The following is a 26277-nucleotide window of genomic DNA, read 5'->3' as shown; positions in this document are numbered from 1 at the left end:
TACAATAACGGGGACGAACTATGAGTGTTGGATTTGCGATGTCGATGCTGATACTCGCCATTATCATCGTGGTGGTGTTATGCGTTTATTTCAAAATACATGCCTTCGTTTCTTTAATGACGGCGTGCCTGTTTTTGGCATTAACAATGGAAATGCCCTTGGCGAAAATCGTCTCGGCGTTTGAGTCGGGGCTGGGAGGGACGCTTGGCTTTTTGGCGCCCATCCTGGCGCTGGGGGCGATACTCGGCAAGCTGATGGAGATATCGGGCGCCGCAGAGCGGCTGGCGAGAACCCTGATTAACCTCCTCGGCAAAACGCACGCCCACTGGGCGATGCTGGTTGTCGGCTATATTTGCGGTATTCCGGTGTTCTTCCAGGTGGGGATCATCCTGCTTATCGCCCTGATGTTCTCGGTGACGAAAGAGTCAAACCTGCCGGTGATTCAGGTTGCGCTGTCAATGATAATGGGGCTGCTCATCGTCCACTGCGTCATTCCGCCACATCCTGCGGCGATGGCGATTGCCGGGTCGCTCAATGCCGACGTGGGGAAAGTCATTTTCTACGGCCTGCTGGTGGGCATACCCGCCGCGGCGATTGCCGGGCCGATTTACGGTAAATATATCTCCAGGCGTTTCCCGGTGGAGGTAACCGGCGCCTACGCCAATGCCGAGTCGCGTCCGGATTCCGAGCTGCCTTCTTTCGGCAAGACGCTGTTTGTCATCCTGCTTCCGCTGCTGCTGATGATTGGCAAAACGCTGGTTGAACTGACGATCGACAAGGCCAATCCTCCCGCCTATATGGTTTACGTCGACTTTATCGGCACGCCGATGATTGCGCTGTTTATCTCAGCCGTTGTGGCTTATTTCGTGCTCGGCACGGGACAAGGCTTTACGCTGAACCAACTGGGTAAGTTCAGCGAAAGCGCGATGGCGCCGATGGCGTCTATTCTTTTGGTTATCGGCGCCGCGGGCGCATTTAACAAAATCATTATCGACAGCGGCGTCGGCGAAGCGCTGAAGGAGGTGCTGACCAGCATTCAGATAAGCCCGCTCATCATGGCGTGGGTTATTGCTATCGTTATGCGCACCGCTCTGGGGAGCGCGACCGTCGCCATGATGGCTTCGGCGGGCTTTATCCTGCCGGTCCTCAGCGGCTATCCGTCTCTTGACCCGGCGCTGGTGGCTATCGCTATCGGCACCGGCGCTATCGGCGGTTCTCACGTCACCGACTCCGGCTTCTGGTTCGTGAAGGAGTGTTTGGGCATTTCGGTCGGGACGATGTACGCCACCTATACGGTGGCGACCTGCATCGCCTCCGTGCTCGGGCTTTTGGCTACGTTGGGGCTGGCGATGGTTGTTTAGACGACGATTTTTTAGTAAATATTTCAACATTGTTTTTTTGTCTTGACGAGAAACCGTCCGTAACAAATCTAAAAGCGCCCGGTGAGTCTTCATCTGGTGCTTTTTGCCTTATGTGAGTATGATATTTTACTTAGCCAAGTCCGGCGTACGCCCGCGCGTATGGTAAGGATTGCTGGACCATAAAGCGGCGCTCTGAAGTCGGGCGCCAGAGTTTATTTTATTGACGGATCGTAATGACATGAGCACAGCAAAAAATCTTTTAGCTATTCCCGCCCTTCCTATCGTTCAAAGCGCAGTAATGTCGCTGGCGCCAACGTTCAACGGCGGCCGCCATGACGGTCACATGAACGTGCTGTGCGAGCTGGTTCGCGGTGAAAAGACGCCGGAAGCGGTCGTAGAGTATCTGAAAGCTAACAAAATTGAAGCCACGGCGGATAACGAATTTGCGCTGTTTATCGGCGAGCGCCGCCCGGAGCAGGACACCGCCGCAGCGGCCTATATCGCGACAACCGTACTGATTCAGCCTAACCTTGGCGAATTCCTTGAGCCGGTAAAAAAGAGCGGAAACAGCAAGCAGCCGGAATTCTCCGTCAATCAGGAGAAGTTGACGACCTCTCTGACCACCAAGCTTGCGATTGCGCTGGCCAACGCAGACATTTTTGCGCTGATCGCGCGCGAGCTGCCGAAAGGTTTGACCGTCGACGCTTACCGCGCCGAAGTTGTCCGCCTGTTCGGTAAACTGGCTCCTGCCTATCTGGGCCGCGTACAGTCGCACTATCTGAAAGGGTTGAGCTTCAACCTGCTGCAAATGCAGAACAACCAGTTTACCTTCGTCAGCTCTACCGGTTACCTGTTCAACTTTGACGTACAGGGCCTGTCGCTGCAGCTGGGCGGCATTAACTGGTACGGCCGCGGCCAGCTGCTGGGCAAAGACTATGAGGTACAGGTTGACTACTTCAACGATGCAACGCTGGAACTGCTGAAGTAATCTCCTTTTTAATGTGGAAGGCCCCGACGGAAACGCCGGGGCTTTTTTATGCTTAGGGGTTGGCCAGCATAAGCGTGATTTCCGACAGGCGAATGGCCTCTTTTGCCGCCTCAGGCAGGGCGCTGTCGGTAATAATGGTGTCGAACACCGAGATAGGCAGCGCCATATAGGTGGCGATTTTGCCGTACTTTGAGGTGTCGCACAGCAGGATGCAGCGGTGGCTGGCGTCGACGATGGCTCTTTTTACCGACACCTTGTTTTCGCTGGGGGTCGACAGCCCGCGCATGCTCCACGACGAGGCGGAGATAAACGCAATGTCGATAAGCAGGTTGCGCAGGGCGTGAGCGGCGGCCTCTCCGACGCAGGAGCGGTTTTCCCGACAGACCGTGCCGCCGGTGTGGATAAGCGCACAGCTGCCGAATTCGATTAAATAGCTGGCGATGACAAAGTCGTTGGTGACGACGGTCAAATCGCTGCGATCGCCTATCTCTTTGGCAAGCGCCAGCGTCGTGGTGCCTGCATCCAGATAAATACAGCTGTCGGCGGGGATGATTTCCGCGGCGAGCCTGCCGATGCTGGCCTTCTGCTGGCTAAACATCGTCTCTTTATCCATGTGCGAAGGCTCGCTGATAAGCCTTTCCTGCGCCTGAACGCCGCCCGACACGGGGATAACGGTACCCTGCTGTTCAAGCTTATGAAGATCCCTTCTAATGGTCATATGAGAGACGCCAAAGCGCTCCGTCAACTCGGCGATGCTGACGACGCCGCGTTCGGCAACCAGTTCTAAAATCTGTTGATGTCGTTCTACGGGTATCACGATGATTTCGCTCCGAGTGGACTATACCCAAAATAATTCGAGTTGCATGAAGGCGGCAAGGGAGTGAATCCCCAGGAGCTTACATAAGTAAGTGACTGGGGTGAACGAGTGCAGCCAACGCACATGCAACTTGAAGTATGACGGGTATATATGGCGTTAATTTTTGTTATAAGTTATCACAGGCCCCCTAGAGTGTGAAGCGCATTAACAAAACATAACTTGCTAAAATAAATAAAGAAAAAATAAATCCTATGATTTCTATGCAATTGTTGAAACCTATGATGATGTTAATATCTGTGAATTGGATCGCGATATTGTTTTTTCAATTCCCTATAATTAACACAAGAGAACAAAGATTAACTAATTTTAACATTGCGCTTTGATATTGGAGATTGGTATGCAGAATAAAGACTATTCCGTTTGTATCGTAGGGCTGGGTTCAATGGGCATGGGTGCGGCGCAGTCCTGTATTCGCGCGGGGCTAACGACCTACGGCGCCGATATTAATCCGGTTGCGCTGGAGCAGCTTAAGCAGCAGGGCGCAAAAGAGACGGCGGCCAGCGCTCAGGCGTTTGCCGATAAGCTGGACGCCGTGCTGCTGCTGGTCGTCAATGCCGTACAGGTGAAAAAGATCCTGTTTGGCGAGAGCGGTCTGGCTCAGCACCTGAAGGCCGGTACGCCGGTGATGGTTTCTTCTACCATTTCCGCTGCGGACGCCAAGGAAATTGAGAAAGGCCTGGCCGAATTCGGGTTAAACATGCTGGACGCGCCGGTTTCCGGCGGCGCAGTGAAGGCCGCTGCGGGTGAAATGACCGTGATGGCTTCCGGAGCCGAACAGACTTTCAGCCAGCTGGCGCCGGTGCTGGACGCCGTTGCGGGCAAGGTGTATCGCGTTGGTGAAGAGATTGGCCTGGGCGCAACGGTGAAAATCGTTCACCAGCTGCTGGCCGGGGTTCACATCGCCGCTGGCGCTGAGGCAATGGCGCTGGCCGCGCGGGCGGGCATTCCGCTGGACGTCATGTACGACGTGGTCACCAACGCCGCCGGCAACTCCTGGATGTTTGAAAACCGCATGCGTCACGTGGTCGACGGCGATTACTCGCCCAAGTCGGCGGTAGACATTTTTGTTAAGGATCTGGGGCTGGTGGCCGACACCGCCAAATCTCTGCACTTCCCGCTGCCTTTAGCCTCCACTGCGCTAAACATGTTTACCGAGGCCAGCAACGCCGGCTTTGGCAGAGAAGACGACAGCGCCGTTATCAAGATTTTCTCCGGCATCGAGCTGCCGAAGGGTAAGGAGAACGCATAATGTTGCTAGGCGTTATTGCAGACGACTTCACGGGAGCGACCGATATCGCCAGCTTCCTGGTGGAGAACGGCCTGTCCACCGTTCAGCTTAACGGCGTTCCCGCAGACGACGTAACCGTCGACACGCAGGCGGTGGTTATCAGCCTGAAGTCCCGCTCCTGCCCGGTTGAAGAGGCGGTGGAGCAATCGCTGGCCGCGCTGTCGTGGCTTAAGCGTCAGGGCTGCCGTCAGTTCTATTTCAAATACTGCTCAACCTTCGACAGTACGCCGAAGGGCAACATCGGGCCAGTAACGGACGCCCTGTTAAACGCGCTGGGCGAGACGCAGACGGTCATATCTCCCGCACTGCCGGTTAACGGGCGTACGGTTTATCAAGGCTACCTGTTCGTGATGGGGCAGCTGTTGTCGGAGTCCGGCATGCGCAACCATCCGGTGACGCCGATGACGGACAGCAGCCTGCTGCGCCTGATGGAAGCGCAGGCTCAGGGCAAGTGCGGCCTGGTGACGGCGTCGGATCTCGACCTCGGCGCGCAGGCGGTGAAGCAAAAGCTGGCCGCGTTGGCAGAAGAAGGAAAGCGCTACGTGGTGCTGGACGCGCTGAGCGAACGGCACCTGCTGGTGCAAGGCGAGGCGGTCAAGTCGATGAAGCTTGTGACCGGCGGTTCCGGTCTGGCTATCGGCATCGCCAGGCAGTGGGCGGTGGTAGAAGAGGCTGGGCAGGGAGCGTCTAACGCCAAGCTCGCCGGTGCGCCGCAGGGCAAAAAGGCGGTGGTGCTGTCCGGTTCCTGTTCGACGATGACCAACCTTCAGGTTGAGCGCTATCGCCAGCAGGCGGCGTCAAAGGCGATTGACGTGGAGCGTTGCGTCGCGTCGGATTCGGAGCGAGCGGCTTACGCTGCGGAGCTGGCCCGCTGGGTTGAAGAGAATGCTGACGGCAAGCTTGCGCCGATGCTTTACGCTACGGCACAGCCGGAAACGCTGAAGCTTATCCAGCAGAAGTACGGCGCGCAGGCGTCAAGCCATGCGGTTGAGCATCTGTTTTCCGACGTCGTCTCCCTGCTTCACAAGGCTGGCTTTAGCCGCTTTATCGTTGCGGGCGGAGAAACGTCAGGGGTTGTTACCCAGTCTTTAAACATTCACGGTTTTCACATTGGCCCCTGCATTTCTCCCGGCGTGCCTTGGGTGCGGGCGACGGAGCAGCCCGTCTCTCTGGCGCTGAAGTCCGGTAACTTCGGAGATGAAAACTTCTTTGCCAGAGCACAGCTGGAGTTTCCCGTATGAGTGAAAAGACGTTAATTCAAGCAGAGCTTGAGGCGCGCGAAGCCATGGTCCGCCTGGGCGCCTCTTTGTTCCAACGCGGCTACGCGACGGGCTCTGCCGGCAACCTTTCCATGCTGCTGCCCGACGACACGCTGCTGGCGACGCCGACCGGCTCCTGCCTGGGGGAGCTTAACGCCGACCGGCTTTCCAAGGTGGGGCTGGACGGAACGTTGATTTCAGGCGACAAGCCGTCAAAAGAGGTCAGCTTTCACCTGTCCTTATATCTCAACAATCCGGAGTGTAAGGCGGTCGTCCACCTGCACAGCACCTATTTGACGGCGCTGTCCTGCTTGGAAGATCTCAATATGGAAAACGCCATCCGCCCGTTTACCCCCTATGTGGTAATGAGAATGGGGAAAGTCCCAGTGGTGCCTTACTATCGCCCTGGCGATCGGCGGATTGGCGAAGATCTCGCCAAGCTGGCTAACGGCAACCGGGCCTTTCTGTTAGCCAACCACGGCGCGGTTACGCTGGGGCGCTCCCTGCGCGACGCCTCGGATAACTATGAAGAGCTGGAAGAGACGGCAAAGCTGATATTTACGCTGGGCGATCGTCGCATCCGCTATTTGTCTGAAGAACAACTTGCCGAATTACGGAGATAAACCATGCCGAAGTTTGCTGCCAATTTATCAATGATGTTTAACGAACTGCCGTTTCTGGACAGGTTTGAAGCGGCGGCCAAGGCCGGCTTCAAGGCGGTCGAGTTTCTGTTTCCCTATGAATACCCGGCGGAGCAGCTTGCCGAAAAGCTGAAGCAGAATGGGCTTAAGCAGGTGCTGTTCAATACCGCGCCCGGCAACGTCGCCGCAGGCGAGTGGGGGCTTACCGCACTGCCCGGCCGCGAGCGCGAGGCGCGTGAAGATATTGACTGCGCGCTGGAATACGCTATCGCGCTCGGCTGCCCTAACGTACACGTGATGGCGGGCGTAGTGCCCGAAGGCGTAGACCGCCTGGCCTGCCGCCAAACGTTTATTGAAAACGTTCGCTACGCGGCGGACCGCTTTGCGCCGCACGGCATAAACGTGCTGATTGAAGCGCTTAGCCCGCCGATTAAGCCTAACTATTTGTTCAGCAGCCAGCATCAGGCGCTGGCGCTAATTGAGGAAATAAATAAGCCCAACGCTTTCGTTCAGCTGGACTTTTTCCACGCCCAACTGGTTGACGGCAACGTAACGGATATTATTCAGTCGATGGCCGGCCGCTACGGGCATATTCAGATCGCTTCAGTGCCGGAGCGCCACGAGCCGGACAGCGGAGAGCTGGACTACGGCTGGATTTTCAACAAGTTGGATGAAGTTGGCTATCAGGGCTGGGTAGGCTGTGAATACAAGCCGCGCGGCGAAACGACGGCGGGGCTTGGCTGGGTGAAGCCTTATTTATAGTACTGATTTTTATATTGAGATGTAGCACTGAAATAAAGTTCGTAAAGTCCGTATAGAAACGAATTTATAAAAAAAAGAAACCCACCGCGTCGATGTAAAAATCGATGCGGTACCCTACTTTTACCTATTAAAGGGTCTAACCATGTCGACAATTGCACTGTTAACGATAGCGGCCTTGGGCGTGCTCTTGCTCCTGCTGCTGGTGATTAAAGCGAAAGTTCAACCGTTTGTAGCGCTGCTGATGGTCAGCCTGTTCGTTGCGCTGGCCAGCGGCATTCCTACCGGCGAAGTCATGAAGGTCATGACCGCGGGCATGGGTGGCGTTCTTGGCTCGATTACCATCATTATCGGCCTGGGCGCGATGCTTGGTCGAATGATCGAACACTCCGGCGGCGCTGAATCACTGGCCAGCTATTTCAGCAAAAAATTAGGGCCAAAGCGTACCGTCGCCGCGCTGACTATCGCGGCCTTTATTCTCGGGATCCCGGTATTCTTTGACGTTGGCTTTATCATTCTGGCGCCGATTATTTACGGTTTCGCCAAGGTAGCCAAGGTTTCTCCGCTGAAGTTTGGCCTGCCGATGGCCGGCGTCATGCTGACGGTGCACGTTGCGCTGCCGCCGCATCCGGGGCCGGTCGCCGCCGCGGGGCTCTTGAGCGCCGACGTGGGCTGGCTCACCATTATCGGGCTGCTGATTTCTATTCCGGTAGGCGTTATCGGCTACTTTGTCGCCCAGCGCCTTAACCGTAAAAACTATGCGATGTCGGTCGAAGTGCTGGAGCAGCTTCAGCTGGCGGCTCCGGAACCTGCGCCGGAAAATAGCGCGCCGATTACCGATCGCATGAATCCTCCGGGGGCGTTTTTAATCTCTGCGCTTATCATCATTCCTATCGCCATTATTATGATGGGTACCGTGTCCGCTACGGTGATGCCGGCCGGTTCGCCGATAAGAGACTTCTTCACGCTGGTCGGTTCTCCGGGCTTGGCGCTGATGATTGCGCTGGTGCTCGCGTTCTACTTCCTGGCGGTTCGCCGCGGCTGGAGCATGCAGCATGCCAGCGACGTCATGGGCGGCGCGCTGCCGACGGCAGCGGTGGTTATCATGGTGACCGGTGCGGGCGGCGTGTTTGGTAAAGTGCTGGTGGAGTCCGGCGTGGGCAAGGCGCTGGCCGACGTGCTGATGACCATCGGGCTGCCGCTGATTCCTGCCGCGTTCATCATCTCTCTGGCGCTGCGTGCGTCGCAGGGCTCGGCGACGGTAGCTATTCTGACCACCGGCGGCCTGCTGTCAGAGGCGGTGGTGGGACTAAACCATATTCAACTGGTGCTGGTCACGCTGTCCATGTGCTTCGGCGGCTTGGGTCTGTCGCACATTAACGACTCCGGTTTCTGGATCGTCACCAAGTACCTGGGGCTTTCCGTCGCAGACGGCCTGAAGACCTGGACGGTGTTGACCACGGTGCTAGGGGTTAGCGGGTTTGCGTTTACCTGGCTGCTGTGGTTGGTGGTGTAGGGTTGAGGTTGAATTGAAAACGGCGGGCTTGGCCCGTCGTTTGTCTAAGTTAAATACAGGCGCGTTTTCTTGAAAAGGAACGAGAAGGCTGGATGAAAATAGCTTAATCCTAAGAACTAAGCACAAACCGCGCTTTTAACTCACGCAGAAACTGAAACGTATTGACGCAGGGAACGCCGAATTGATGGCAGATATTTGGCACCTTCACCTTTTTGGTACCTTCAATAACCAGTGACTCATGTGTCACAACCACTGCACCAATAGACTTAGCCTTGGCAATAATCCACGGATCGGCTTTTGCTAAAAAGTTATCACGATTGCCGGGGTTGTAGTCACCCGCCATTACCGTCTGAATAATTTGAGTAAAAATGGCCTGCGTATCTGCATCGTCGTTTTTGATAAAATGGCCGGGACGCGCTTTTGCCCAGTCTGCCAATTCGTCGTTACCGTCCTTTAGTTCCCGGCCAATCATATCCACGCTGCCTATGAGTCCCTGCTCAAACTGAAGATCCAACCAGTGCCAGTAAGCGGGGCAGATATCCATGCCGTAATACTGATTTTTCGCTTGAATATACGTATTTGCATCCAGCAGGTATCTCATACCCCTAGCTCCTTCGCGAAAACAGGAATTTTAGCCGGTCTCATACCATCAAGAAGCGCGCTTGCCTCCCGAAGTAAAAGCTGACCACTCAGCGCTTGCCCGACGACGGCGCGGGAGAAGGGCAGACTAATTTGTGCTTTTTTTGTCTGGAAGTAACCGGGGCCGCCTTTACCGCTTTTTTCTCGCTCCTGCCATTCGGCTTTCAGTCCTGCGACATAGCGGGCATAGTCATCATATCCGATAAATTTCAGCGTTAATGCTCGCCGGGCCAGTACCCACCGGCTGACCCGAAAGTGAAGTTCCAGAGGGGCGAGATTGTCCTGCCAGCGCTCTAAATCGGGTTGCCAGCGTTGGGCAAATTCCTCTGCTGGAACCAAAAACTCAGCAGCCACGGCGTTGCATAAAACTTCTTCTTTACGAGAGGTGCGAGCATCTCCATCAGAAATACCAGACTGCCCGATCCAGATGTGGCACAGCTCGTGAATTAGCGTGAACAGGCGGGCGCCGGGGGCATCGGCATGGTTGATGAAAACAATGGGGGCATATTCATCGGTAATGGCGAACCCGCGGAACTCCTCCACCTGTAAAGGCCGAGTGAAATGACCCAGATTAGCCTGCCGCATGACTAAAATACCGAGGGATTCTATGCGATTAATCAGATCCCGATAGTAACCGTCGCTGTTGCCACGTTCAGGGTACAGCCCAACTCGCAATGCCTGCCTGATATCTTCGACGATGGCATCGACGCGACAGCGAACAGATAAACGTCCGACAAACGGATTAGGCTCGGTCAGCTGTTGCCGAAGATAGTCTCTGTACCATTCCTGACGCTGGAGCATCAGTTTTACCAAATCCAGTAATTCCGCGCTGGGTTGATGGACTGCGCGGTTGTCTTGTGTTCTTAAATCAGGAATGGGGAGCGTTTCAACGGGAGGGGTCGTCAGAAACAGATAGCCGAAAGGAATATGGGCCTTTTCAGCGAGCAGCATAGCCTGATTAAACGTCATAGGCTGTTCGCCAGACTCCCACTGTATCAGCCGTTCTTCGCTGACGGCGCATTTGGCGGCAAATGCAGACAAAGAATAGCCGGAACGCTGACGCGCCCAGGTTAGCATTGCTGTATTTATATTTGCCGTTGCCATTTTCGTTTTCCTGACGTTTTATTTCTGATTATAGATAAAAGAAGGTGCAAAACCTATCCATCTGATACTGAAATGAACAATCAATTTCCCGAAAAATCAGTGAGATTTTTTTGATGTTTTAGCTCTGGAGGGCATAAAACATCAGGGGGCAGTTGACGGACTCTCCAGACACCGATAATGTCATCCCGTCAAGGCGCGGATTTCTTCGGACCCGCGCGCTAAAGTTAGTACCGGAAAAGCCACCTTCAGGGTGGCTTTTCTCGTTTGGGGAGACGCATTTCCCTTTTTCCTCACAACTCGCTAAGCACACCCTCCTTCATCACCTTCACCGCTTCTTTCACCTGCTTAAGCTGTGTACTTCCTCGTTGTCGGGAATGAGCACAATGCAGTCGTCGGCAATCTTGACCGTCACGCCGATTCCGGTGTCGAAGCCGGCCTCTCTGAGCCATTTCCCGCCTAGGTTTATGGCGGGCGTGCTGGTATCGCCCTGATTGGGGACGTAGCCGACGGTGTAGCGGCGCTGGGTTTTAGCGGGTTTCTCGGATGAGGGTTGAGTCTGGGTAGGGATCGTAGCCATAGGGGCAACCTCCAACAAGTCGTCAATTATACCGCCATCGGAAATGCTAATTTCACGGGTGGCGGAACCGGACGGAGTTAGCATTACCGGCCTTGTTGGACACCGGCGCGTCTTGCGACGCCACCGTCCGGCTCGCCATAGGAGTGTAGCCGTGTGCACGACATAAGAAAAGCGCATACGCGCCGCTATGTCGCCAACAAGAGAATTTCAGGATGCTAAGCCCGGCACCTGAATTTGCAGGCGCAGGCAAAAGATACCGCTATCGATAACCGGCAGCAAGCGATTTTGTTAGAAGAAACAAGGCGTAATACCAATATCGGAATACGCCTCGCAAAATTCCATAAGATGGTTGAGATACTAGCTCATGGCGTCCGAAATAGATTCCAACCAACGGTCAATTAAATCGCTTCTTTTAATCCATATATAAAGAAGTCCGCTATTCTAGTGTCGTCTATCGCCATCTTTTATCCGGGGCGGCAATATCGTCATTGAGATCTTTGATGCGGTTTTTTTATTATAGTTTGTGCAAAACGACTCACAGTTTAAAATATCATGAGGATAGTTAGTTATAATAAAAAATAAAGCAGTGCGTTGACATCATCACCTTTTATTATTTAACACATCACAACTTTTCTGATAACCACCATCGCAGGATGTCTTAAACAATTCTAACGCCTTCTCTCTGGATTTAGTTATTCCCTGACCATTTTCGTACATTATGCCTAATTGATACATAGCGGCTAACTGATAATCGTTCCCCAAATAGTATTTAGCTCTATTCGACAATGTAGTAGAAAGTATTTCATAAAATTGAAATGCTTTTTTATAGTCCTGTTTAAGATAGGGTTCCACCCCATGATAGTAATAATAGGCAATTTGATGAATAGCTCTAAAGTGACGCTGTTCAGCTGCCTTTTGTAAATACTTTAGTGCCTTTTCAGTATTCGGTTCATCACGATATGTGTAATATTCATACAAAGAGTAGGCGGCGTCACTGTTGCCCTGATTATAAGCCTGAATGAAATAGTCACGGCCTTTTTCAGGATCTGATCTTAACCCGTACCCGCCTCTATAATAAATATAACCGATTTCATACTGCGCAGAGGCGCTCCCTTGTTTAGCCGCTTTTTCTAGATAGTAAATTTTCTGATTGAGGTCGGATTTAAGCACTTCGTCGTCAGTATACATCCGACTCAGCTTATATGAGGCGTCTGCATTTCCACTATTAGATTGCTGCTCTAACTGTTTTTTATCCTCATCTCGAAATTTTCGAAAACCCTCAGCCGCTTTTTTTAAATCCTGATCCGTTGCATGTTTATCATCATACATTTTACCCAAATTCAGCAATGCCTTATATTCACCTTGTAGTGCTGCTTGTAAGAACAAATTTCTGGCAAAATCTATATTTCGTGTTTGCACCCCCTTATTGGAATAATATAGTACGCCCAACCCATTCTGAGCCTGAGGGTTTCCTTTCTCAGATGCCTGCTCCCACAATTTCTTTGCCATATGATAATCTTGTTGTACACCTTCACCTGTGTAGTACATTTTCCCCAGATTATATTGTGATTGTATATCCCCCTGTTTAGCTGCCTGTTGGCAAACTGGTACATTCACCTGGCATTTGTCGTAAGACACATAACTCTCCCAAGTTGTCTGTGCATTAACCAGAGGGCTTATTAAAATAATGCAAAATAACGCAAGCTTTAACTGAAATCCTTTTTCTATACTATCCAACTGTATCCCCCTATATTGAGTAACACTGACAAAAGACTCAACCCACTCTTTCTCGCCATAAAACTATAAGGGACTCACTTCATTGACTACGCAGCGAAACCCATAGCCAATCTTCGCCCCCTTTTTATCCCCATCTATATCGCCGCTCCAGCGCAAAATAACCGGATTATTCCAGTAGGCCTTGCCACCAGACCCTCTTAACACCTTTTTATCGCCTTTCTCCGGCCCGACGGGATCCTTCTCCGGCGAAGATTGATAATAGTCCGAAGCGTACCAGTCGTTGACCCAGTCAAAACCATTTCCCATCATGTCATATAATCCAAGGGGGTTAGGCGGATAGCTGCCTACAGGTTCAATGCTTCCTGCAAAACTTGCGTTTTCACCCTCCTCATCCTTATGCCAGACGTTATCTTTGTTCGCCATAATAAGAAACTGTCCACGGCTGCGTGCCGCATACTCCCACTGCGCCTCGGTTGGTAAGTCAACTTTCCGGCCACTTACTTTACCCACCCACAGGCAATAGTCCTTTGCTTCCTGCTAGAGAACCGCTGCGGGGTAGGAATCACCAGCAAACTTAGAAAAGGAGTCGCTCTCATTGTATGATTTAAATCTTGTATGGGCTTTTGATTTTGGTTTCCCCTGAATGTCCAGATAACGGTTATACTGCTTCCACGTTACTCGGTATTTGGACATACTAAAACTGTCAAGCGTCACCTTATGCAGCGGCTTATCATCCTGCTCAAAGCTGAAAGGTAAATGCTCCCCCATAGTCGGGCCAAAATCCCCCATCATAAAACTGCCGCCCGCCACAAACACCATATCGGCCAACTGTTCGTTTGCCAGTGTTATTTCTTCCTGTTTATCATCACAGCCGAACAACACTAAAGCCGCCATACCGGATAACAGGGTCTTACCGATATCAGACAATAACTTTGTCATGCGTACATTCCTTTAACTGCATTGTGCTGCTGACAGACCTGCGCCTTGTATATTTGAATAGCCGGTCTGGCCTGCTGCGCCAGTATTCTCGCATCCTTTTCATTAATATCCGCGTCGCATAAACTTTCTTCAATCTCGTCCCTGTCCGTAAACATCCCTTTTCTCCATGAGTCGATCGGTGTTACACAACAATAAAGCGCCGGGAAGCGTCAATGACAATCTTCCCGGCGCTTTTACTCAAAACCCTGCCGTTAATTCACTACGTTCTGCGGGTTCCCCGCCATATAGCGCTTAAGGTTTTCCACCGTGATCGCCATCAGGCGCAGGCGCGCCTCTTTCGGCGCCCAGGCGATGTGGGGCGTGAGTACGCAGTTTTTGGCCGTCAGCAGCGGGTTGCTGGCCGGGGGCGGCTCGGAGGACAGCACGTCGAGCGCCGCGCCGCCGACTTTGCCGCTGTTGAGCGCGTCGGCCAGGTCTTGCTCGACGATAAGCGCGCCGCGCGCGGTGTTGAGCAGCAGCACGCCGTCCTTCATTTTCGCAATCGTCGCGCGGTTAATCATGCCGGTATTTTCCGCCGTCAGCGGGCAGTGCAGGCTAATCACGTCGGACTCGGCCAGAAGCTCCTCCAACTGCACGACGCGAAGGCCGGGGCGCTCGTGCTTCTTGTTTTGGCTCGGCGTATAGACCAGGATTTCCATACCCAGCGCGGTCGCGACGGCGGCGAAGGCCGAACCGATTTGGCCGTAGCCGATAAGGCCCAGCGTTTTGCCCTGCAGCTCGATGAGCGGCGAGCGCCAGTAGCAGAAGTCAATGCTGCTGCTCCAGCCGCCGGCGCGTACGTCGTTGCTGTGGTCGCCCACGTGGTGGCAAAGCTCCAGCAGCAGCGCCAGGCTCAGCTGGGCAACCGAGATGGTGCTGTAGCTCGGCACGTTGCAGACGATAACGCCTTTTTCGCGCGCCGCCTTAACGTCGACGATGTTATAGCCGGTAGCCAGCACGCCGATAAACTTGAGTGAAGGGCAGGCGGAAAGCGTTTGGGCGCTGATGGGCGTTTTGTTGGTCAGTACGATTTCTGCGTCGCCGATGCGTTCAACGATAAGGTCCTGCGGGGTGCGGTCGTAAACCGTGAGGTCGCCAAGCTGCTTAAGGTCGTTCCAGGAAATGTCGCCGGGGTTAAGCGTATACCCGTCCAATACCACAATTTTCATCGTTCACCTGAGAGTCCAGAGGGTTAAACGTTACTGCCGCGCCCGGTACAGGCGCGCGGCGATACGAATGCCCGCCGTGAGCGGGCTAGGCTGAGCCTAGTTCAGGCGCGATGTCGGCAATCAGCTCAAACGAGCGCAGGCGCGCCTGATGGTCAAAAATCTGTCCGTTAATCATAATCTCATCAACGCCGGTTTCTTGCAGCAGATTTTGCAATCCGTCGCGAACGTCCTCTTTATCGCCGACGATAGACAGGCTTAGCGTGTGGTTGACGCTGTAAAGCTCGTGTTTAGCAAGCTCCTTGGTCACGTCGTCTACCGGAGGCGGCAGCGGCCCCGGCTTACCGCGGATCATGTTGGCGAAGTGCAGCTGAACGGAGCTGAAAAGCCGCTCTGCCTGCAGATGGTTATCTGCGGCGATAACGTTGAGGCAAACCATGGCATAGGGCTTGGACAGCGCCGCCGAGGGGACGAACTCCCGGCGATAGACCTCCAGTGCCTGCATCAGCAGATCCGGCGTGAAGTGAGCGGCGTAGGCGAAGGGAAGGCCCATTTTTGCCGCCAGCTGCGCGCTGTAAAGGCTGGAGCCGAGCAGCCAAAGCGGCACTTTTAGCCCCTGGCCGGGAATAGCCTTAATGGGCTTGGCAGGGTTTTCATCATCGAAATAGCCCTGTAGTTCGTGCACGTTGGCCTGATAGTTTCTGGCGCTGTCGTGTTCGTCGCGCCGAAGCGCCAGCGCGGTTTCCTGATTGGTGCCCGGCGCACGGCCAAGCCCGAGGTCAATGCGATTGGGGTAGAGCGTCGCCAGCGTGCCGAACTGTTCGGCGATAGTCAGCGGCGCGTGGTTGGGCAGCATGATGCCGCCCGCGCCGACGCGCATTTTTTCCGTTACGCCCGCGATGTAGCCTATCAGCACCGCCGTTGCCGAACTGGCGATGCCCTCCATGCTGTGGTGTTCCGCCAGCCAGTAGCGATGATAGCCGAGCCGCTCGGCCAGAACGGCCAGTTCACGAGAGTGAGCGAAGGACTGGGAAACGGAGCCGCCCTGAATAATCGGTGAGAGATCGAGGACTGAAAGAGGTATGCGGGAAGTCTGCGTCATACTAGATGTCTCCAATATCGCTGAGGGCCTGTTAATACGGACCCCAAGTCTCGGATTATGCCCCGCGCTTCCCGCCGTTTGCTATTTTACTTCACGGCCGGAGGGTTACTGGGCATTCGCCGCCGGTTTCTCGCCAGCCTGGTGTCGGCTGTCGTACTTACGAATAAATTCAACAATGGCCTGTTCTAGCGTCGCGCGATTGGTTCTCGCAGAGTCTATCTTAACGTAGGCGGCGCGCTCTTCGGGGACGAACGCCGCTTCGTTAACGCCGGTAAACGCTTTGAGAACGGCTGCCGACAGCCCTGCGCCTATGGCCGCTTCCGGCACGTTAATGCGCAGGCTGCTGACGTAAGGAGGCTGCTTCATGGTGGTGCTTAACAAAAACCACAGCCCGCACAGGACGACCGAGCCCAAAAACACCGCGCTGACGCCGTTTAGGCCAAACAGCCAACCGCCGATGCCGCCGCCTATCGCCACGCCGATAAACTGGCTGGTGGAGTAAACGCCCATCGCCGTTCCTTTGTAGCCGGCAGGGGCCTCTTTACTGATAAGCGAGGGCAGAATGGCTTCCATCGTGTTGAAGGCAATAAAGAATAGCTGTACGCCCGCAAACAGAAGCCACAAGCGTTGGTCGCTGGAAAAAAGTATAGCTTCAGAAATAAAAAGCAGTGCGACGCAGGTTAAAAATACCTGCTTCATTTTACGCTTTTTTTCCGCAACTATGATGAAGGGCACAACGGCGACAAACGAAACCAGCATGGTCACCAGATAAAGCTTCCAGTGGTCCGCCGGCATGAAGCCCGCGTGTTCCATCGCCACGGGCAGGGCAAGGAAGGTGGTCATCAGAATAGCGTGCAGGCAAAGTATGCCGACGTTAAGCTTGAGTAGCCGCTCGTTGCGCAGCACCTTGATAAAGCTGCCTTTAACCATGCCCGATTCGCGGTTCAGCACGTGTTCGCTGGTATTGGGAATAACGAACAGCGTTAGCGCGATGGCTAAGAGGCTAAGAACGGTAATGGCGAAAAACAGCGCGTTAAGGCCAAAGGCGTGCGTCACGACAGGGCCCAGCACCATAGCGATGGCGAAGGTGATGCCAAAGCTTACGCCGATAAACGCCATGGCCTTGGTGCGGTGCTGTTCGCGGGTGAGGTCCGACAGCAGCGCCATGACCGCGGCGGCGATAGCGCCCGAACCCTGAAGCGCTCGGCCCAGGATAATGCCCCAAATCGAGTCGCTCATCGCGGCGATAAGGCTGCCGCAGGCGAAAATCAGCAGGCCGCCAACGATAAGCGGCTTGCGCCCCACACGGTCCGACAGCAGGCCAAACGGGATTTGAAACACCGCCTGCGTGAGGCCGTAGATGCCGATAGCAATGCCGATAAGCTGCTCGGTTGCTCCCGCCAGCGACATGCCGTAGGTGGTTAACACCGGCAGTACCATAAACATGCCCAGCATGCGCAAAGAGAATACCAAACCCAGCCCCGCCGTCGCGCGGCGTTCCTGTGGCGTCATGCGGTTATCGTTCATAGTGCCTCAAGCGGTGTGTCTAAATGGATTCGTCATACAACTCGAATATTTAGGGTATAGCATAATCGTAAGCGTGGGTTAATGCGCGGTTTTCTTTATCAACAAAGGGGTTATGCGCGTACGCCGCGCGGTTAACGCGGCGTACGGGAGAGACAGAGCTTAAGACCTGACCAGCGCCAGCAGAGTTTCCGGTGAAACGGTTTGGGTGTAGTCGACCGACATCATGACGCTCAGAGCGGTTATCGTCACGATGGAGAAGATAAACACCTTTTTCGCCCAAACGCGGTTGTCGTTGGTCTTATAGCCGGTCAGCGCCATGACCAGCCAGCAAAGGCCGACGGTGGCGGCGACGGCCAGATAGCCGTAGCCCGCATAGCCGCTAATGGCCAACATCAGCGTCGCGGCGATAAAGCCGATGATATAAAACGTGATGTGGTTTTTAGTCACCGAGATGCCGCGCTTGACCGGAAGAACCGGAATGTTCGCCGCCAGATAGTCCTTGTAGCGGAAAATCGCGATGGCGTAAGAGTGCGGCATTTGCCACAGGCTGAAGATAACCAGCAGCAGCATGGCGCCGGTGTCAAACTGGCCGCTGACGGCGCAGTAGCCGATAACCGGCGGCGCAGCGCCGGAAAGGCTGCCGATCAGCGTGCCGTAAACCGACTTACGCTTCATATAGAGGCTGTAAACGCCGACGTAAACCACAAACCCGAGCAGGGTGAAACCGACCGCTACTGCGTTTGTGAAAACGTAGAGCAGCGCGAAGCCCAGAACGCCTAGCGCGGTAGCGTAGCTGAGCGTGACGGTGGGAGAAATCAAACCCTGAACCAACACGCGGTTCTTGGTCCTTTCCATCAGGCAGTCAATATCGCGGTCAACGTAGTTATTGAACACACAGCCGGACGCCACGACGAGCGAGACGCCGACCACGGTGGCGAACATCAGGAAAGCGTCGACGTTCCCCTGGGCGGCCAGGAGAAAGCCGCCGATAACGGACACCATGTTGCCAAAGATGATGCCAGGTTTGGTGACCAGCAGATATTTCTTCATCATAGATACCGCGCTTAGTGAGCCATCATGTTGACGTTAAGGTTGTACATAATCCACAGCGAACCCACGACGACGATGGCGATGATAAGTCCAGTAAAAACCAGAGCGACGAAGTTCCAACCTCCCTCTGACTTTGTGTTCATATGCAAGAAATAAACCAGATGCACCACTATCTGTACGACGGCAAACAGCGAGATGGCGACAACCAGCGTCTTCGGTTCCGCCGCACCCGTCATCACCATCCAAAACGGAATGGCGGTCAGAATGACGGACAGAACGAAGCCTATCAGATACGATTTTACGGAGCCGTGGCTGGCGCCGGAAACGTCAGTATGTTTCATTTAGATAGCCCCCATCAGATAAACCACGGTGAACACGCAGATCCAGATTACGTCGAGGAAGTGCCAGAACAGGCTCAGGCACATCAGGCGCGCGCTGTTTTTCGGCGTCAGTCCCTTTTTGGCCACCTGAATAATCATAACCGCCATCCAGATTAGGCCCAGCGTCACGTGCAGCCCGTGAGTGCCAACCAGCGTAAAGAAGCCGGATAGGAAGGCGCTGGCGCTGGGGCCGTAGCCTTCGCTAATCAGAAGGTGGAACTCGTTGAGCTCCATGACGATAAAGCCGAAGCCGAACAGGAAGGTGACGATAAGCCAGCCGATGACCTGACTCTTTACCCCCTTGTTCATCGCGATAACCGCCATGCCGTAGGTGAAGCTACTGAGCAGCAGCAGCGCCGTTTCGCCAAGCACGTAGGGCAGCTCGAAAATCTCTTTGCCGGACGGGCCGTCGGCCACGCCGGTCACCAGCACCGCATAGGTGGCGAACACGCAGGCAAAGAGAATGCAGTCGCTCATCAGGTAGATCCAAAAACCGAAGACGGTTTTGGCGCCGCTGTCGTGGTGTTCATGCTCGTGCTCGTGAGCATGCGCGTTTGGCGCGATTAGCGTATCAGTTACCATGATTCACCCCGGCTTTGCTCAGTTGTTCAAAACGCTGCTGTTCGATTTTTTCTATTTCATCTACCGGCACGTAGTAGTCGGTATTGTCGTTAAAGGTGTAGGCGATGTAGGTTACCGCCATGCCAATAAGGCCCACGATAGCCATCCACCAGATTTCCCACACCATCGCGAAGCCGAAGACCACGCTGAAGGCGGCGATAATCACGCCGACGCCGGTGTTTCTCGGCATGTGGATTGGCTCATACTTGGCCGGGCGCGCGTAGGCGATGCCCTTTTCCTTTTGGTCTGCGAAGGCGTCGATGCCGTTAATGTGCGGCAGGTGGGCGAAGTTATAGAACGGCGCCGGAGAAGAGGTTGCCCACTCCAGCGTGCGGCCGCCCCATGGGTCGCCGGTGACGTCCAGATTTTTCTTGCGGTCCTTGATGCTGACCAAAAGCTGTAGGATTTGGCAGGCGATGCCCAGCGCAATCAGCACGGCGCCGAACGCGGCTACCAGCAGCAGAGTTGTCCATTCAGGCTGTAGGCTGTAGTTCAGGCGACGGGTCATGCCCATAAAGCCCAGCGCGTACAGCGGCATGAAGGCGACGAAGAAGCCGATAATCCAGAACCAGAAGGCGTACTTGCCCAGGCGCTCGTTAAGCTTGAAGCCGAAGGCCTTCGGGAACCAGTAGTTGAAGCCCGCCAGGCAGCCGAACACCACGCCGCCGATAATCACGTTGTGGAAGTGGGCAATCAGGAACAGGCTGTTGTGCAGCACGTAGTTCGCGCCCGGCACGGCCAGCAGCACGCCGGTCATCCCGCCGACGGTGAAGGTTACCAGGAAGCCCAGCGTCCACAGGATCGGCGTAGAGAACTGAATGCGCCCCTGATACATGGTGAACAGCCAGTTGAAAATCTTCACCCCGGTCGGGATGGAAATAATCATAGTGGCTATGCCGAAGAAGGCGTTGACGTTCGCCCCGGCGCCCATGGTGAAGAAGTGGTGCAGCCAGACGATAAAGGACAGCAGGGTGATAACTACCGTCGCCCACACCAGCGAGGTGTAGCCGAACAGCCGCTTTTTGCTGAAGGTCGCCACCACTTCGGAGAAGATGCCAAAGCAGGGCAGGATCAGAATGTACACTTCAGGGTGGCCCCATGCCCAGATGAGGTTGACGTACATCATCTGGTTGCCGCCGAGATCGTTGGTGAAGAAGTGGAAGTCCAGATAGCGGTCGAGCGTCAGCATCGCGACGGTCGCCGTCAGGATGGGAAACGCGGCGATGATAAGCACGTTGGCGCACAGGGCGGTCCAGGTGAATACCGGCATGTCCATCATCTTCATGCCCGGCGCGCGCATCTTCAGGATGGTCGCGAAGAAGTTCACCCCGGTGAGCAGCGTACCGACCCCGGATATCTGTAGGCTCCATATCCAGTAGTCGACCCCCACGCCGGGGTTATATACCTTACCCGACAGCGGCGGATAGGCCAGCCAGCCGGTTTGGGCGAATTCGCCGACGCCGAGAGAAATGTTGATAAGCACCACGCCCGCCACGAACAGCCAGAAGCTCAGGGAGTTGAGGAATGGGAAGGCCACGTCGCGCGCGCCGATTTGCAGCGGCACCACGATGTTCATCAGGCCGATGACGAACGGCATCGCCATAAAGAAGATCATGATAACGCCGTGCGCGGTAAAGATTTGGTCGTAGTGGTGCGGCGGCAGGAAGCCTTCGCCCGAGGTGGCGGCGGCGACGGCTAGCTGGGTGCGCATCATGATGGCGTCGGCAAAGCCGCGCAGCAGCATCACCATGGCGACCAGGATGTACATGACGCCGATCTTTTTATGGTCGACGCTGGTCAGCCATTCGGTCCATAGCCACTTCCATTTTCCGAAATAGGTCAGCAGCGCCAGCACGGCGATGCCGCCCACGATAATCATGCCGACGGCGCCCATAATAATCGGCTCATGATAAGGAATGGCGTCTAGGGTTAATTTTCCTAACATGGTTTATTCCTCGGCTCCAGAGTGATGTGCGTGCTTGCTCTTGTCCATATCCATATATTGATTAATGATGTCCAGATACAGGCCGGGCTTAACGGTAGAGAAGTATTCAACCGGATTGTTTTCGCTCGGCTTGGCGAGCTTGCCGTAGTCGGCCCACTGTAGCTGATTGGGCGACTGTTTGACTTTTTCCACCCACTTGTTGAAGTCTTCTTCCGAGGTCACCAGCGCGTTGAACTTCATGCCGGAGAAGCCTTTGCCGCTGTAGTTGGCCGACATGCCGGGATAAACGCCTTTTTCATTGGCGATGAGGTGCACGACGTTTTGCATGCCGGCCATCGCGTAAATCTGGCTGCCGAGCCTTGGAATAAAGAACGAGTTCATCACCGTGTCGGAGGTTATCTTGAACTTGACCGGCACGTTTTCGGGGAAAGAGAGTTCGTTAACGGTAGCGATGCCCAGATCCGGATAGATGAACAGCCACTTCCAGTCCATAGAAACCGCTTCAATGGTGATCGTCTTGGCGTCGCTCTCGATAGGCGTTCTTGGATCGAGCGCGTGAGTGCTTTTCCACGTCAGCGTACCGAGGATCAGAATGATGATGCAGGGAATGCCCCAAACCACCAGCTCTATCTTGTTCGAGTGGGCCCAGTTAGGCGTGTATTTAGCGCTTTGATTGGATTCGCGGTATTTCCATGCGAAGAGAAAAGTCATAAAGATAGCGGGGATAACGACTATCAGCATCAGCAGAATTGCCGTGACGATCAGGGACTTTTGCTCCATGCCGATCTGCCCCTTGGGGTTCATCAGGGCCATATCGCAGCCGCTGAGGAGTAATCCCGTTAATCCGACTATCAACACTTTAGAAAGCGTCGTACATTGTTTTAGTCTCATCGGTCGACCTCGTGACAAAGGACTCAAGTGCTTTGTTATATCCAGGGCTTTTGGGAATAGCCCGATTGTGAGCTGATTTTATTTAAAAGTTACAAAAATGTAAATAATATTAATTTATTGTCATCAAAAGATGATTTTTAAGTTAACCAAAATTCAGGGGAATAACGGTGCTTAATCGATTGATATAAGAAGAATAGACTGGTTTTTAAATTTTGGGCGGCGAATTGCAGTCATAAATCGCTAAATCAATCAGATAGGGATATTGGTTAAAATGACATAAATCGCTAAAGGAGGGCGTTTTGGTGTGATATTCAGCGACTAAACCGGGATATTTAGCGGTTAACGCAGCAATAACCCACTATCCCGGCGTAAGGTAGGGATTATTGCTGTAATCGATTATTTCTATGAGGGTTGTTGAACTTCGGCCCGGTCTATTCTTCTGGCGACCATCATCGACAGCATCATGACGATCCCTGGTAGCCACACCCACACGAGCTCTGACTTGATGACGGCGATGCCGCTTGGTTCCAGATATTTTGCCAAGCTAAACGGCGCCACCTTGATGACCTGAACGGGCGCAAAAAAACGTTCCTGCGACCACGGCCACAGCCAGCCGACGCCCATGCCGCCGGTGGTCAACGAATCCAGCGCGCTGTGCGACAGTAAGGACAACGTGAGAAAACACCATATTCTCCAGTATCCAACCTTAAACCACCGCTTGAGCGCCAGGGCCAGCGTCGGCAGCGCAAAGGCGAACAGCAGTGAATGAGTAAATCCCCGGTGGCCAAAGGCGTTGGCGTAGGCAACGCCGAACTTAAAGGAGAGCACGTCAAGGTCGGGAATGACGGCAAAGGCGACGCCGGCCAGCAGTAAAGAGGGGGGAATCGCTCTTTTCCCCAGCCCAAGGCCGATACATAGGGGAACGGCGGCGTGCGTGACAACGGTTGGCATGGCTAACGTCCTGTTATGAAATCTATTGTCTATTTTTTAATGCTATCCGCGTCGTGTGAAGCGCGCATGAAGTAAGAGGGAGAACCTTAGCGCTCGCTTTTTCGTGCGGATTTACAACGAGAGGAGAGATTCTGTGCTCGCTTAGTGGAATAATAGCCGCAGTTTACCGGCGAGAAGATGAAGCCTTGCCGGCGTTTCTTTGGAGATGCGTCATGAGAAAGTTGTCCAGAACGGCGGCCGTTGCGCTGTTCCCCTGCCTGTTTGGCCTGTCTTTATTTTCGACCAGTACCTATGCGAAGTACGATCCCGCCAGGGATTATCAGGAAGTTCCTTCTATCGTTAAGCAGTTTCCCGCGCCCAGCCTCGATCTGGGAACGCCGGCCTTTGCCGCGGATAAAAAGGACTTCACCAGCCAGGACGAACTGACCGAGTTTATCGCCGGCTTGAGCAAGACCTCTCTCAATCTGCGCGTGACCACTATCGGCAAATCGCAGAAGGGCAAAGATATCCCGATGCTGGTTTTCTCCCAGACGCAGGACGTTTCCGCCCAGCAGCTGATAAAGAACGGTAAGCCGACGGTGCTTATCGTAGCGATGCAGCACGGGGATGAACCCGCTTCCGGCGAGGGCGCGTTGGCTTACGCCAAGAGCCTTGCACAGGGAAAAGAGGGCGACGTGCTCTCGTGGGTTAACGTGCTGATTGTGCCAAGGGCTAACCCGGACGGGGCCGACGCGTTTACCGAAACCTTGGCCAATGGGGTAGACCTGAATAAGGATCACCTTGCGTTAAGCTCGCCGGAAAGTAGGGCGCTGGCCTCGGTGATGAACGAATATCAGCCGGACGTCGTGCTGGACAGCCGTGAATACCAGCCGGCGGGCCGCTGGTTGGAAAAGTTTGGCGCGCTTGCGCGCTATGACGCGATGATTCAGTACGCCACCGCGCCCAACCTGTCGATCAAGGTGACGACGCTGAGTGAACGCACTTTCCGCCAGAGCCTGATTAACACGTTGGAGTCGAACGGGCTGAGCCACAGCGGCTACTTGACTCTTGACGGTGACGGCGCCGATAAGGGGCTCGTCAATATGGGCAGCATTGACGCCAATACCTTTCGCAGTGCGGCCGGCTTACGTAACGCCGTTTCGCTCTCTTTCGCGACGCGCGGCGTTGGGCTTGGAAAGGCGCATTTTGCTCGCCGGGTTTACACCCAGTATTTATCCATACAAAGCCTGGTGAAGGCGGCGGCGAAGAACCATGACGACGTTATTGCGCAGCGCCGCGGCGTTCGCGAGGAGATTAACGCTCAGGCCGGGCAGGGCGCGATCGTCGTGCGGGGGAAGTCGCTGCCAAGCCCGATGACGCTGTCGATGATGGATGCTAAAACGGCGGACAACGTCAAGGTCAACGTTCAGGTGGAGTCGGCGTTGGACGTCATGCCGGTGCTTACCCGCCCACGACCTTACGCCTATCTGCTGCCGCCCTCTGAGAAAGCGTCGGTCGCCCGACTGAAGGCGCTGGGCGTTGACGTTTACCAGGTCAGCGAAAAGCAGACGATTAAGGCGCAGCAGTATGCGCTGGTTCCGTTAAGCAAGTCGGCGCAGACAATAAAAGCGCCGGAAGCGGCTCGCCGTCTGTTAAGCCATCTGGAGAGCGTGTCGCTGGAGCTTGCGCCGGGGTACTACTACGTGCCGCTGAACCAGCCGCTGGCCAACCTGGTAGTGACGCTGCTGGAGCCGGACGCGCCCGACAGCATGTTGGCGAGCGGCGTGATGAAAACGCCGGCTTCGCCAAAGGCGCAAAAGGGGAAAAAGGCCAAGGCGAGCGCCGCTAAAGAGGCTTCTAAAGATGATTCGCTGCGGCTGCCGCTTTATCGCGTGCATGAGAGGCCGGATATCGCCAGCGTGGCGATGTGAAGTTCGGCCATTGACCGAGTAGAGTAGATGAATATTTATCAAGGACGAGCGGGGCTGACCGCACTAATCCTGCTGGCGGCGCAGTGCTTCTTCAGCGCATCGGCAGCGGACGACATGATGGCGCCGCTGTTTGACTGTTCGGCTTCACAATTAAGCATGGTCGCCGGCAGCAATCAGGCGCTTATGGCGGCGGAAGGCGTGTCGGAGAAAGACCTGCGCATTGAGGCCGAAGAGCAGGGCGGTAAAATAGCGCTCCATCTCTATGACCGACGGAAAACGCAAACGCCGGAAACGCCGGGCGCAGGGGACTTGGGCTGGGTGACTTACGATCCGACGCGCAACGTGTTGACGGACATCAACGACAGCCCGCTGACGTTTAACCAGGAAGCGGGAAAGCGCTATCAGCAGTGCCTTCAGCGGGCGAAAAAATGCCAGTCATTGTTTAGTCGCCTAAAGCTTGACGCCATTATGGTTGAATCTCCCCGCTGGGTCGTGAAAGGGAAATCGCGCGCCGGGTTTTATTCCGCACCGGTAGAACAATGTTGCAGCGAGTCCGTTTTCGTTATTCCCGGCGATATCGTTCAGGTGGTGGGATTGGGCGTGCGCGATGAGGCTTCGCAGCGTCTTTTAGACAAAGAGGCGGGAGATGAGCAAAACGGCTATCTGCTGGTTCAGTTTAGAGACGTGATGGGCTGGGTGCGCGCCGACAGGCTGGATTCGGTGGATGATATTTGTGATGACGCCCTTCGACAGACCAACGTAAGTACCTGGCCGGAAAGTAACTTCAGCCCCCGCCGGGTAGCGAATCACCGCCAGCGGCTATATTTTTACGATGCGCCGAACGGCGTTTGCGTGCGTGAAGATAAAACGTTCATCGTTGACGGCGACAGCGTGCAGGCGCTGAACGGGAAGTCGTTCGCAGGCTTTACGTTTGTACGCTACGTCCATCCGGTGACGCACGAGGTTACCGAAGGCTGGGTTTTGGCCAGCGGCCTTAAATAAAATCGCCG

Annotated in this window: 23 protein-coding genes and 2 pseudogenes; 9 read left to right on the top strand and 16 right to left on the bottom strand. The window is 54.6% G+C overall.

Annotated elements, in window-relative coordinates:
• Positions 1-20: 20 nt before the first annotated feature.
• Together V8L73_RS15845 and V8L73_RS15840 are read left to right on the top strand one after the other, a co-directional pair.
• Entirely contained in the window at positions 21-1361 is a 1341-nt protein-coding gene (locus V8L73_RS15845) for a gluconate:H+ symporter (protein WP_347253422.1), read from the top strand.
• A 238-nt stretch (positions 1362-1599) separates the two neighbouring features.
• Positions 1600-2349, top strand: coding sequence for a hypothetical protein (locus V8L73_RS15840; protein WP_134389196.1), 750 nt, complete (start codon positions 1600-1602; stop codon positions 2347-2349).
• Between the two features lie 52 nt (positions 2350-2401).
• Here the strand turns inward: V8L73_RS15840 and ygbI are convergent, their stop codons facing one another.
• Positions 2402-3166 (bottom strand): DNA-binding transcriptional repressor YgbI, encoded by a 765-nt coding sequence (gene ygbI, locus V8L73_RS15835; RefSeq protein WP_347253421.1) that lies wholly within the window; start codon positions 3164-3166, stop codon positions 2402-2404.
• A gap of 397 nt (positions 3167-3563) precedes the next feature.
• On the opposite strand from ygbI, the gene ltnD reads away from it, so the two are divergent.
• The 5 genes from ltnD to V8L73_RS15810 all read left to right on the top strand — a co-directional run bounded on the left by ltnD (position 3564) and on the right by V8L73_RS15810 (position 8689).
• Positions 3564-4475, top strand: a complete 912-nt coding sequence (gene ltnD, locus V8L73_RS15830) for an L-threonate dehydrogenase (protein WP_347253420.1) — start codon at positions 3564-3566, stop codon at positions 4473-4475.
• Positions 4475-5755 (top strand): 3-oxo-tetronate kinase, encoded by a 1281-nt coding sequence (gene otnK / locus V8L73_RS15825; protein WP_347253419.1) that lies wholly within the window; start codon positions 4475-4477, stop codon positions 5753-5755. Before ltnD ends, otnK begins: the two co-directional genes overlap by 1 nt.
• Positions 5752-6396 (top strand): 3-oxo-tetronate 4-phosphate decarboxylase, encoded by a 645-nt coding sequence (otnC, locus tag V8L73_RS15820; protein ID WP_027274786.1) that lies wholly within the window; start codon positions 5752-5754, stop codon positions 6394-6396. Before otnK ends, otnC begins: the two co-directional genes overlap by 4 nt.
• A 3-nt stretch (positions 6397-6399) precedes the next feature.
• The gene (locus V8L73_RS15815; protein ID WP_347253418.1) at positions 6400-7176 is read left to right on the top strand and encodes an HPr family phosphocarrier protein; all 777 of its coding nucleotides are present in this window, start codon (positions 6400-6402) and stop codon (positions 7174-7176) included.
• A gap of 142 nt (positions 7177-7318) precedes the next feature.
• Entirely contained in the window at positions 7319-8689 is a 1371-nt protein-coding gene (locus V8L73_RS15810) for a GntP family transporter (RefSeq protein ID WP_027274788.1), read from the top strand.
• A gap of 109 nt (positions 8690-8798) precedes the next feature.
• Here V8L73_RS15810 and V8L73_RS15805 read toward each other — a convergent pair whose 3' ends face one another.
• From V8L73_RS15805 to V8L73_RS15735, 15 genes and pseudogenes are all read right to left on the bottom strand, one after another.
• Positions 8799-9290, bottom strand: coding sequence for a DUF4411 family protein (locus tag V8L73_RS15805; protein ID WP_347253417.1), 492 nt, complete (start codon positions 9288-9290; stop codon positions 8799-8801).
• Positions 9287-10432 carry an XRE family transcriptional regulator gene (locus V8L73_RS15800; RefSeq protein WP_347253416.1) on the bottom strand — a complete coding sequence of 382 codons (1146 nt, stop codon included), beginning with the start codon at positions 10430-10432 and terminating at the stop codon, positions 9287-9289. The genes V8L73_RS15805 and V8L73_RS15800 overlap by 4 nt, the downstream gene beginning before the upstream one ends.
• Positions 10433-10769: 337 nt before the next feature.
• Positions 10770-11009, bottom strand: a complete 240-nt coding sequence (locus V8L73_RS15795; RefSeq protein ID WP_347253415.1) for a SymE family type I addiction module toxin — start codon at positions 11007-11009, stop codon at positions 10770-10772.
• A 600-nt stretch (positions 11010-11609) separates the two neighbouring features.
• Positions 11610-12746: a tetratricopeptide repeat protein gene (locus V8L73_RS15790; protein ID WP_347253414.1), complete on the bottom strand. Its 1137-nt coding sequence runs from the start codon at positions 12744-12746 to the stop codon at positions 11610-11612.
• A 63-nt stretch (positions 12747-12809) separates the two neighbouring features.
• A pseudogene (locus V8L73_RS15785) lies at positions 12810-13685 on the bottom strand (formylglycine-generating enzyme family protein).
• Positions 13682-13840 carry a hypothetical protein gene (locus V8L73_RS15780; RefSeq protein ID WP_347253413.1) on the bottom strand — a complete coding sequence of 53 codons (159 nt, stop codon included), beginning with the start codon at positions 13838-13840 and terminating at the stop codon, positions 13682-13684. The pseudogene V8L73_RS15785 and the gene V8L73_RS15780 overlap by 4 nt, the downstream one beginning before the upstream one ends.
• 96 nt (positions 13841-13936) lie before the next feature.
• The gene (locus V8L73_RS15775) at positions 13937-14893 is read right to left on the bottom strand and encodes a D-2-hydroxyacid dehydrogenase (RefSeq protein ID WP_347253412.1); all 957 of its coding nucleotides are present in this window, start codon (positions 14891-14893) and stop codon (positions 13937-13939) included.
• Positions 14894-14978: 85 nt separating this feature from the next.
• Positions 14979-15992, bottom strand: a complete 1014-nt coding sequence (locus V8L73_RS15770; protein ID WP_347253411.1) for an LLM class flavin-dependent oxidoreductase — start codon at positions 15990-15992, stop codon at positions 14979-14981.
• 174 nt (positions 15993-16166) lie between these two features.
• Positions 16167-17519, bottom strand: a pseudogene (locus tag V8L73_RS15765) (MFS transporter); the annotation flags it as partial.
• Between the two features lie 159 nt (positions 17520-17678).
• Positions 17679-18572 carry a heme o synthase gene (gene cyoE, locus V8L73_RS15760; RefSeq protein WP_347253409.1) on the bottom strand — a complete coding sequence of 298 codons (894 nt, stop codon included), beginning with the start codon at positions 18570-18572 and terminating at the stop codon, positions 17679-17681.
• Positions 18573-18583: 11 nt separating this feature from the next.
• Positions 18584-18910: a cytochrome o ubiquinol oxidase subunit IV gene (locus V8L73_RS15755; protein WP_027274796.1), complete on the bottom strand. Its 327-nt coding sequence runs from the start codon at positions 18908-18910 to the stop codon at positions 18584-18586.
• A complete protein-coding gene (locus V8L73_RS15750; RefSeq protein ID WP_027274797.1) occupies positions 18911-19531 on the bottom strand; it encodes a cytochrome o ubiquinol oxidase subunit III in 621 nt (206 codons plus the stop codon).
• Positions 19521-21515 carry a cytochrome o ubiquinol oxidase subunit I gene (gene cyoB, locus V8L73_RS15745; protein ID WP_027274798.1) on the bottom strand — a complete coding sequence of 665 codons (1995 nt, stop codon included), beginning with the start codon at positions 21513-21515 and terminating at the stop codon, positions 19521-19523. Before cyoB ends, V8L73_RS15750 begins: the two co-directional genes overlap by 11 nt.
• 3 nt (positions 21516-21518) lie before the next feature.
• Positions 21519-22406 carry a ubiquinol oxidase subunit II gene (gene cyoA, locus V8L73_RS15740; RefSeq protein WP_051155715.1) on the bottom strand — a complete coding sequence of 296 codons (888 nt, stop codon included), beginning with the start codon at positions 22404-22406 and terminating at the stop codon, positions 21519-21521.
• A gap of 402 nt (positions 22407-22808) precedes the next feature.
• Complete coding sequence (locus V8L73_RS15735; RefSeq protein ID WP_027274799.1) at positions 22809-23357, bottom strand: metal-dependent hydrolase; 549 nt, start codon at positions 23355-23357, stop codon at positions 22809-22811.
• Positions 23358-23569: 212 nt separating this feature from the next.
• On the opposite strand from V8L73_RS15735, the gene V8L73_RS15730 reads away from it, so the two are divergent.
• Together V8L73_RS15730 and V8L73_RS15725 are read left to right on the top strand one after the other, a co-directional pair.
• The gene (locus V8L73_RS15730) at positions 23570-25267 is read left to right on the top strand and encodes a M14 family metallocarboxypeptidase (protein ID WP_347253408.1); all 1698 of its coding nucleotides are present in this window, start codon (positions 23570-23572) and stop codon (positions 25265-25267) included.
• 27 nt (positions 25268-25294) lie between these two features.
• Positions 25295-26269, top strand: a complete 975-nt coding sequence (locus V8L73_RS15725; protein ID WP_347253407.1) for a hypothetical protein — start codon at positions 25295-25297, stop codon at positions 26267-26269.
• Positions 26270-26277 lie beyond the last annotated feature (8 nt).

Source organism: Leminorella grimontii, assembly GCF_039789245.1.
Classification (GTDB): domain Bacteria; phylum Pseudomonadota; class Gammaproteobacteria; order Enterobacterales; family Enterobacteriaceae; genus Leminorella; species Leminorella grimontii.
This window is presented reverse-complemented; position numbering and strand designations above follow the sequence as displayed.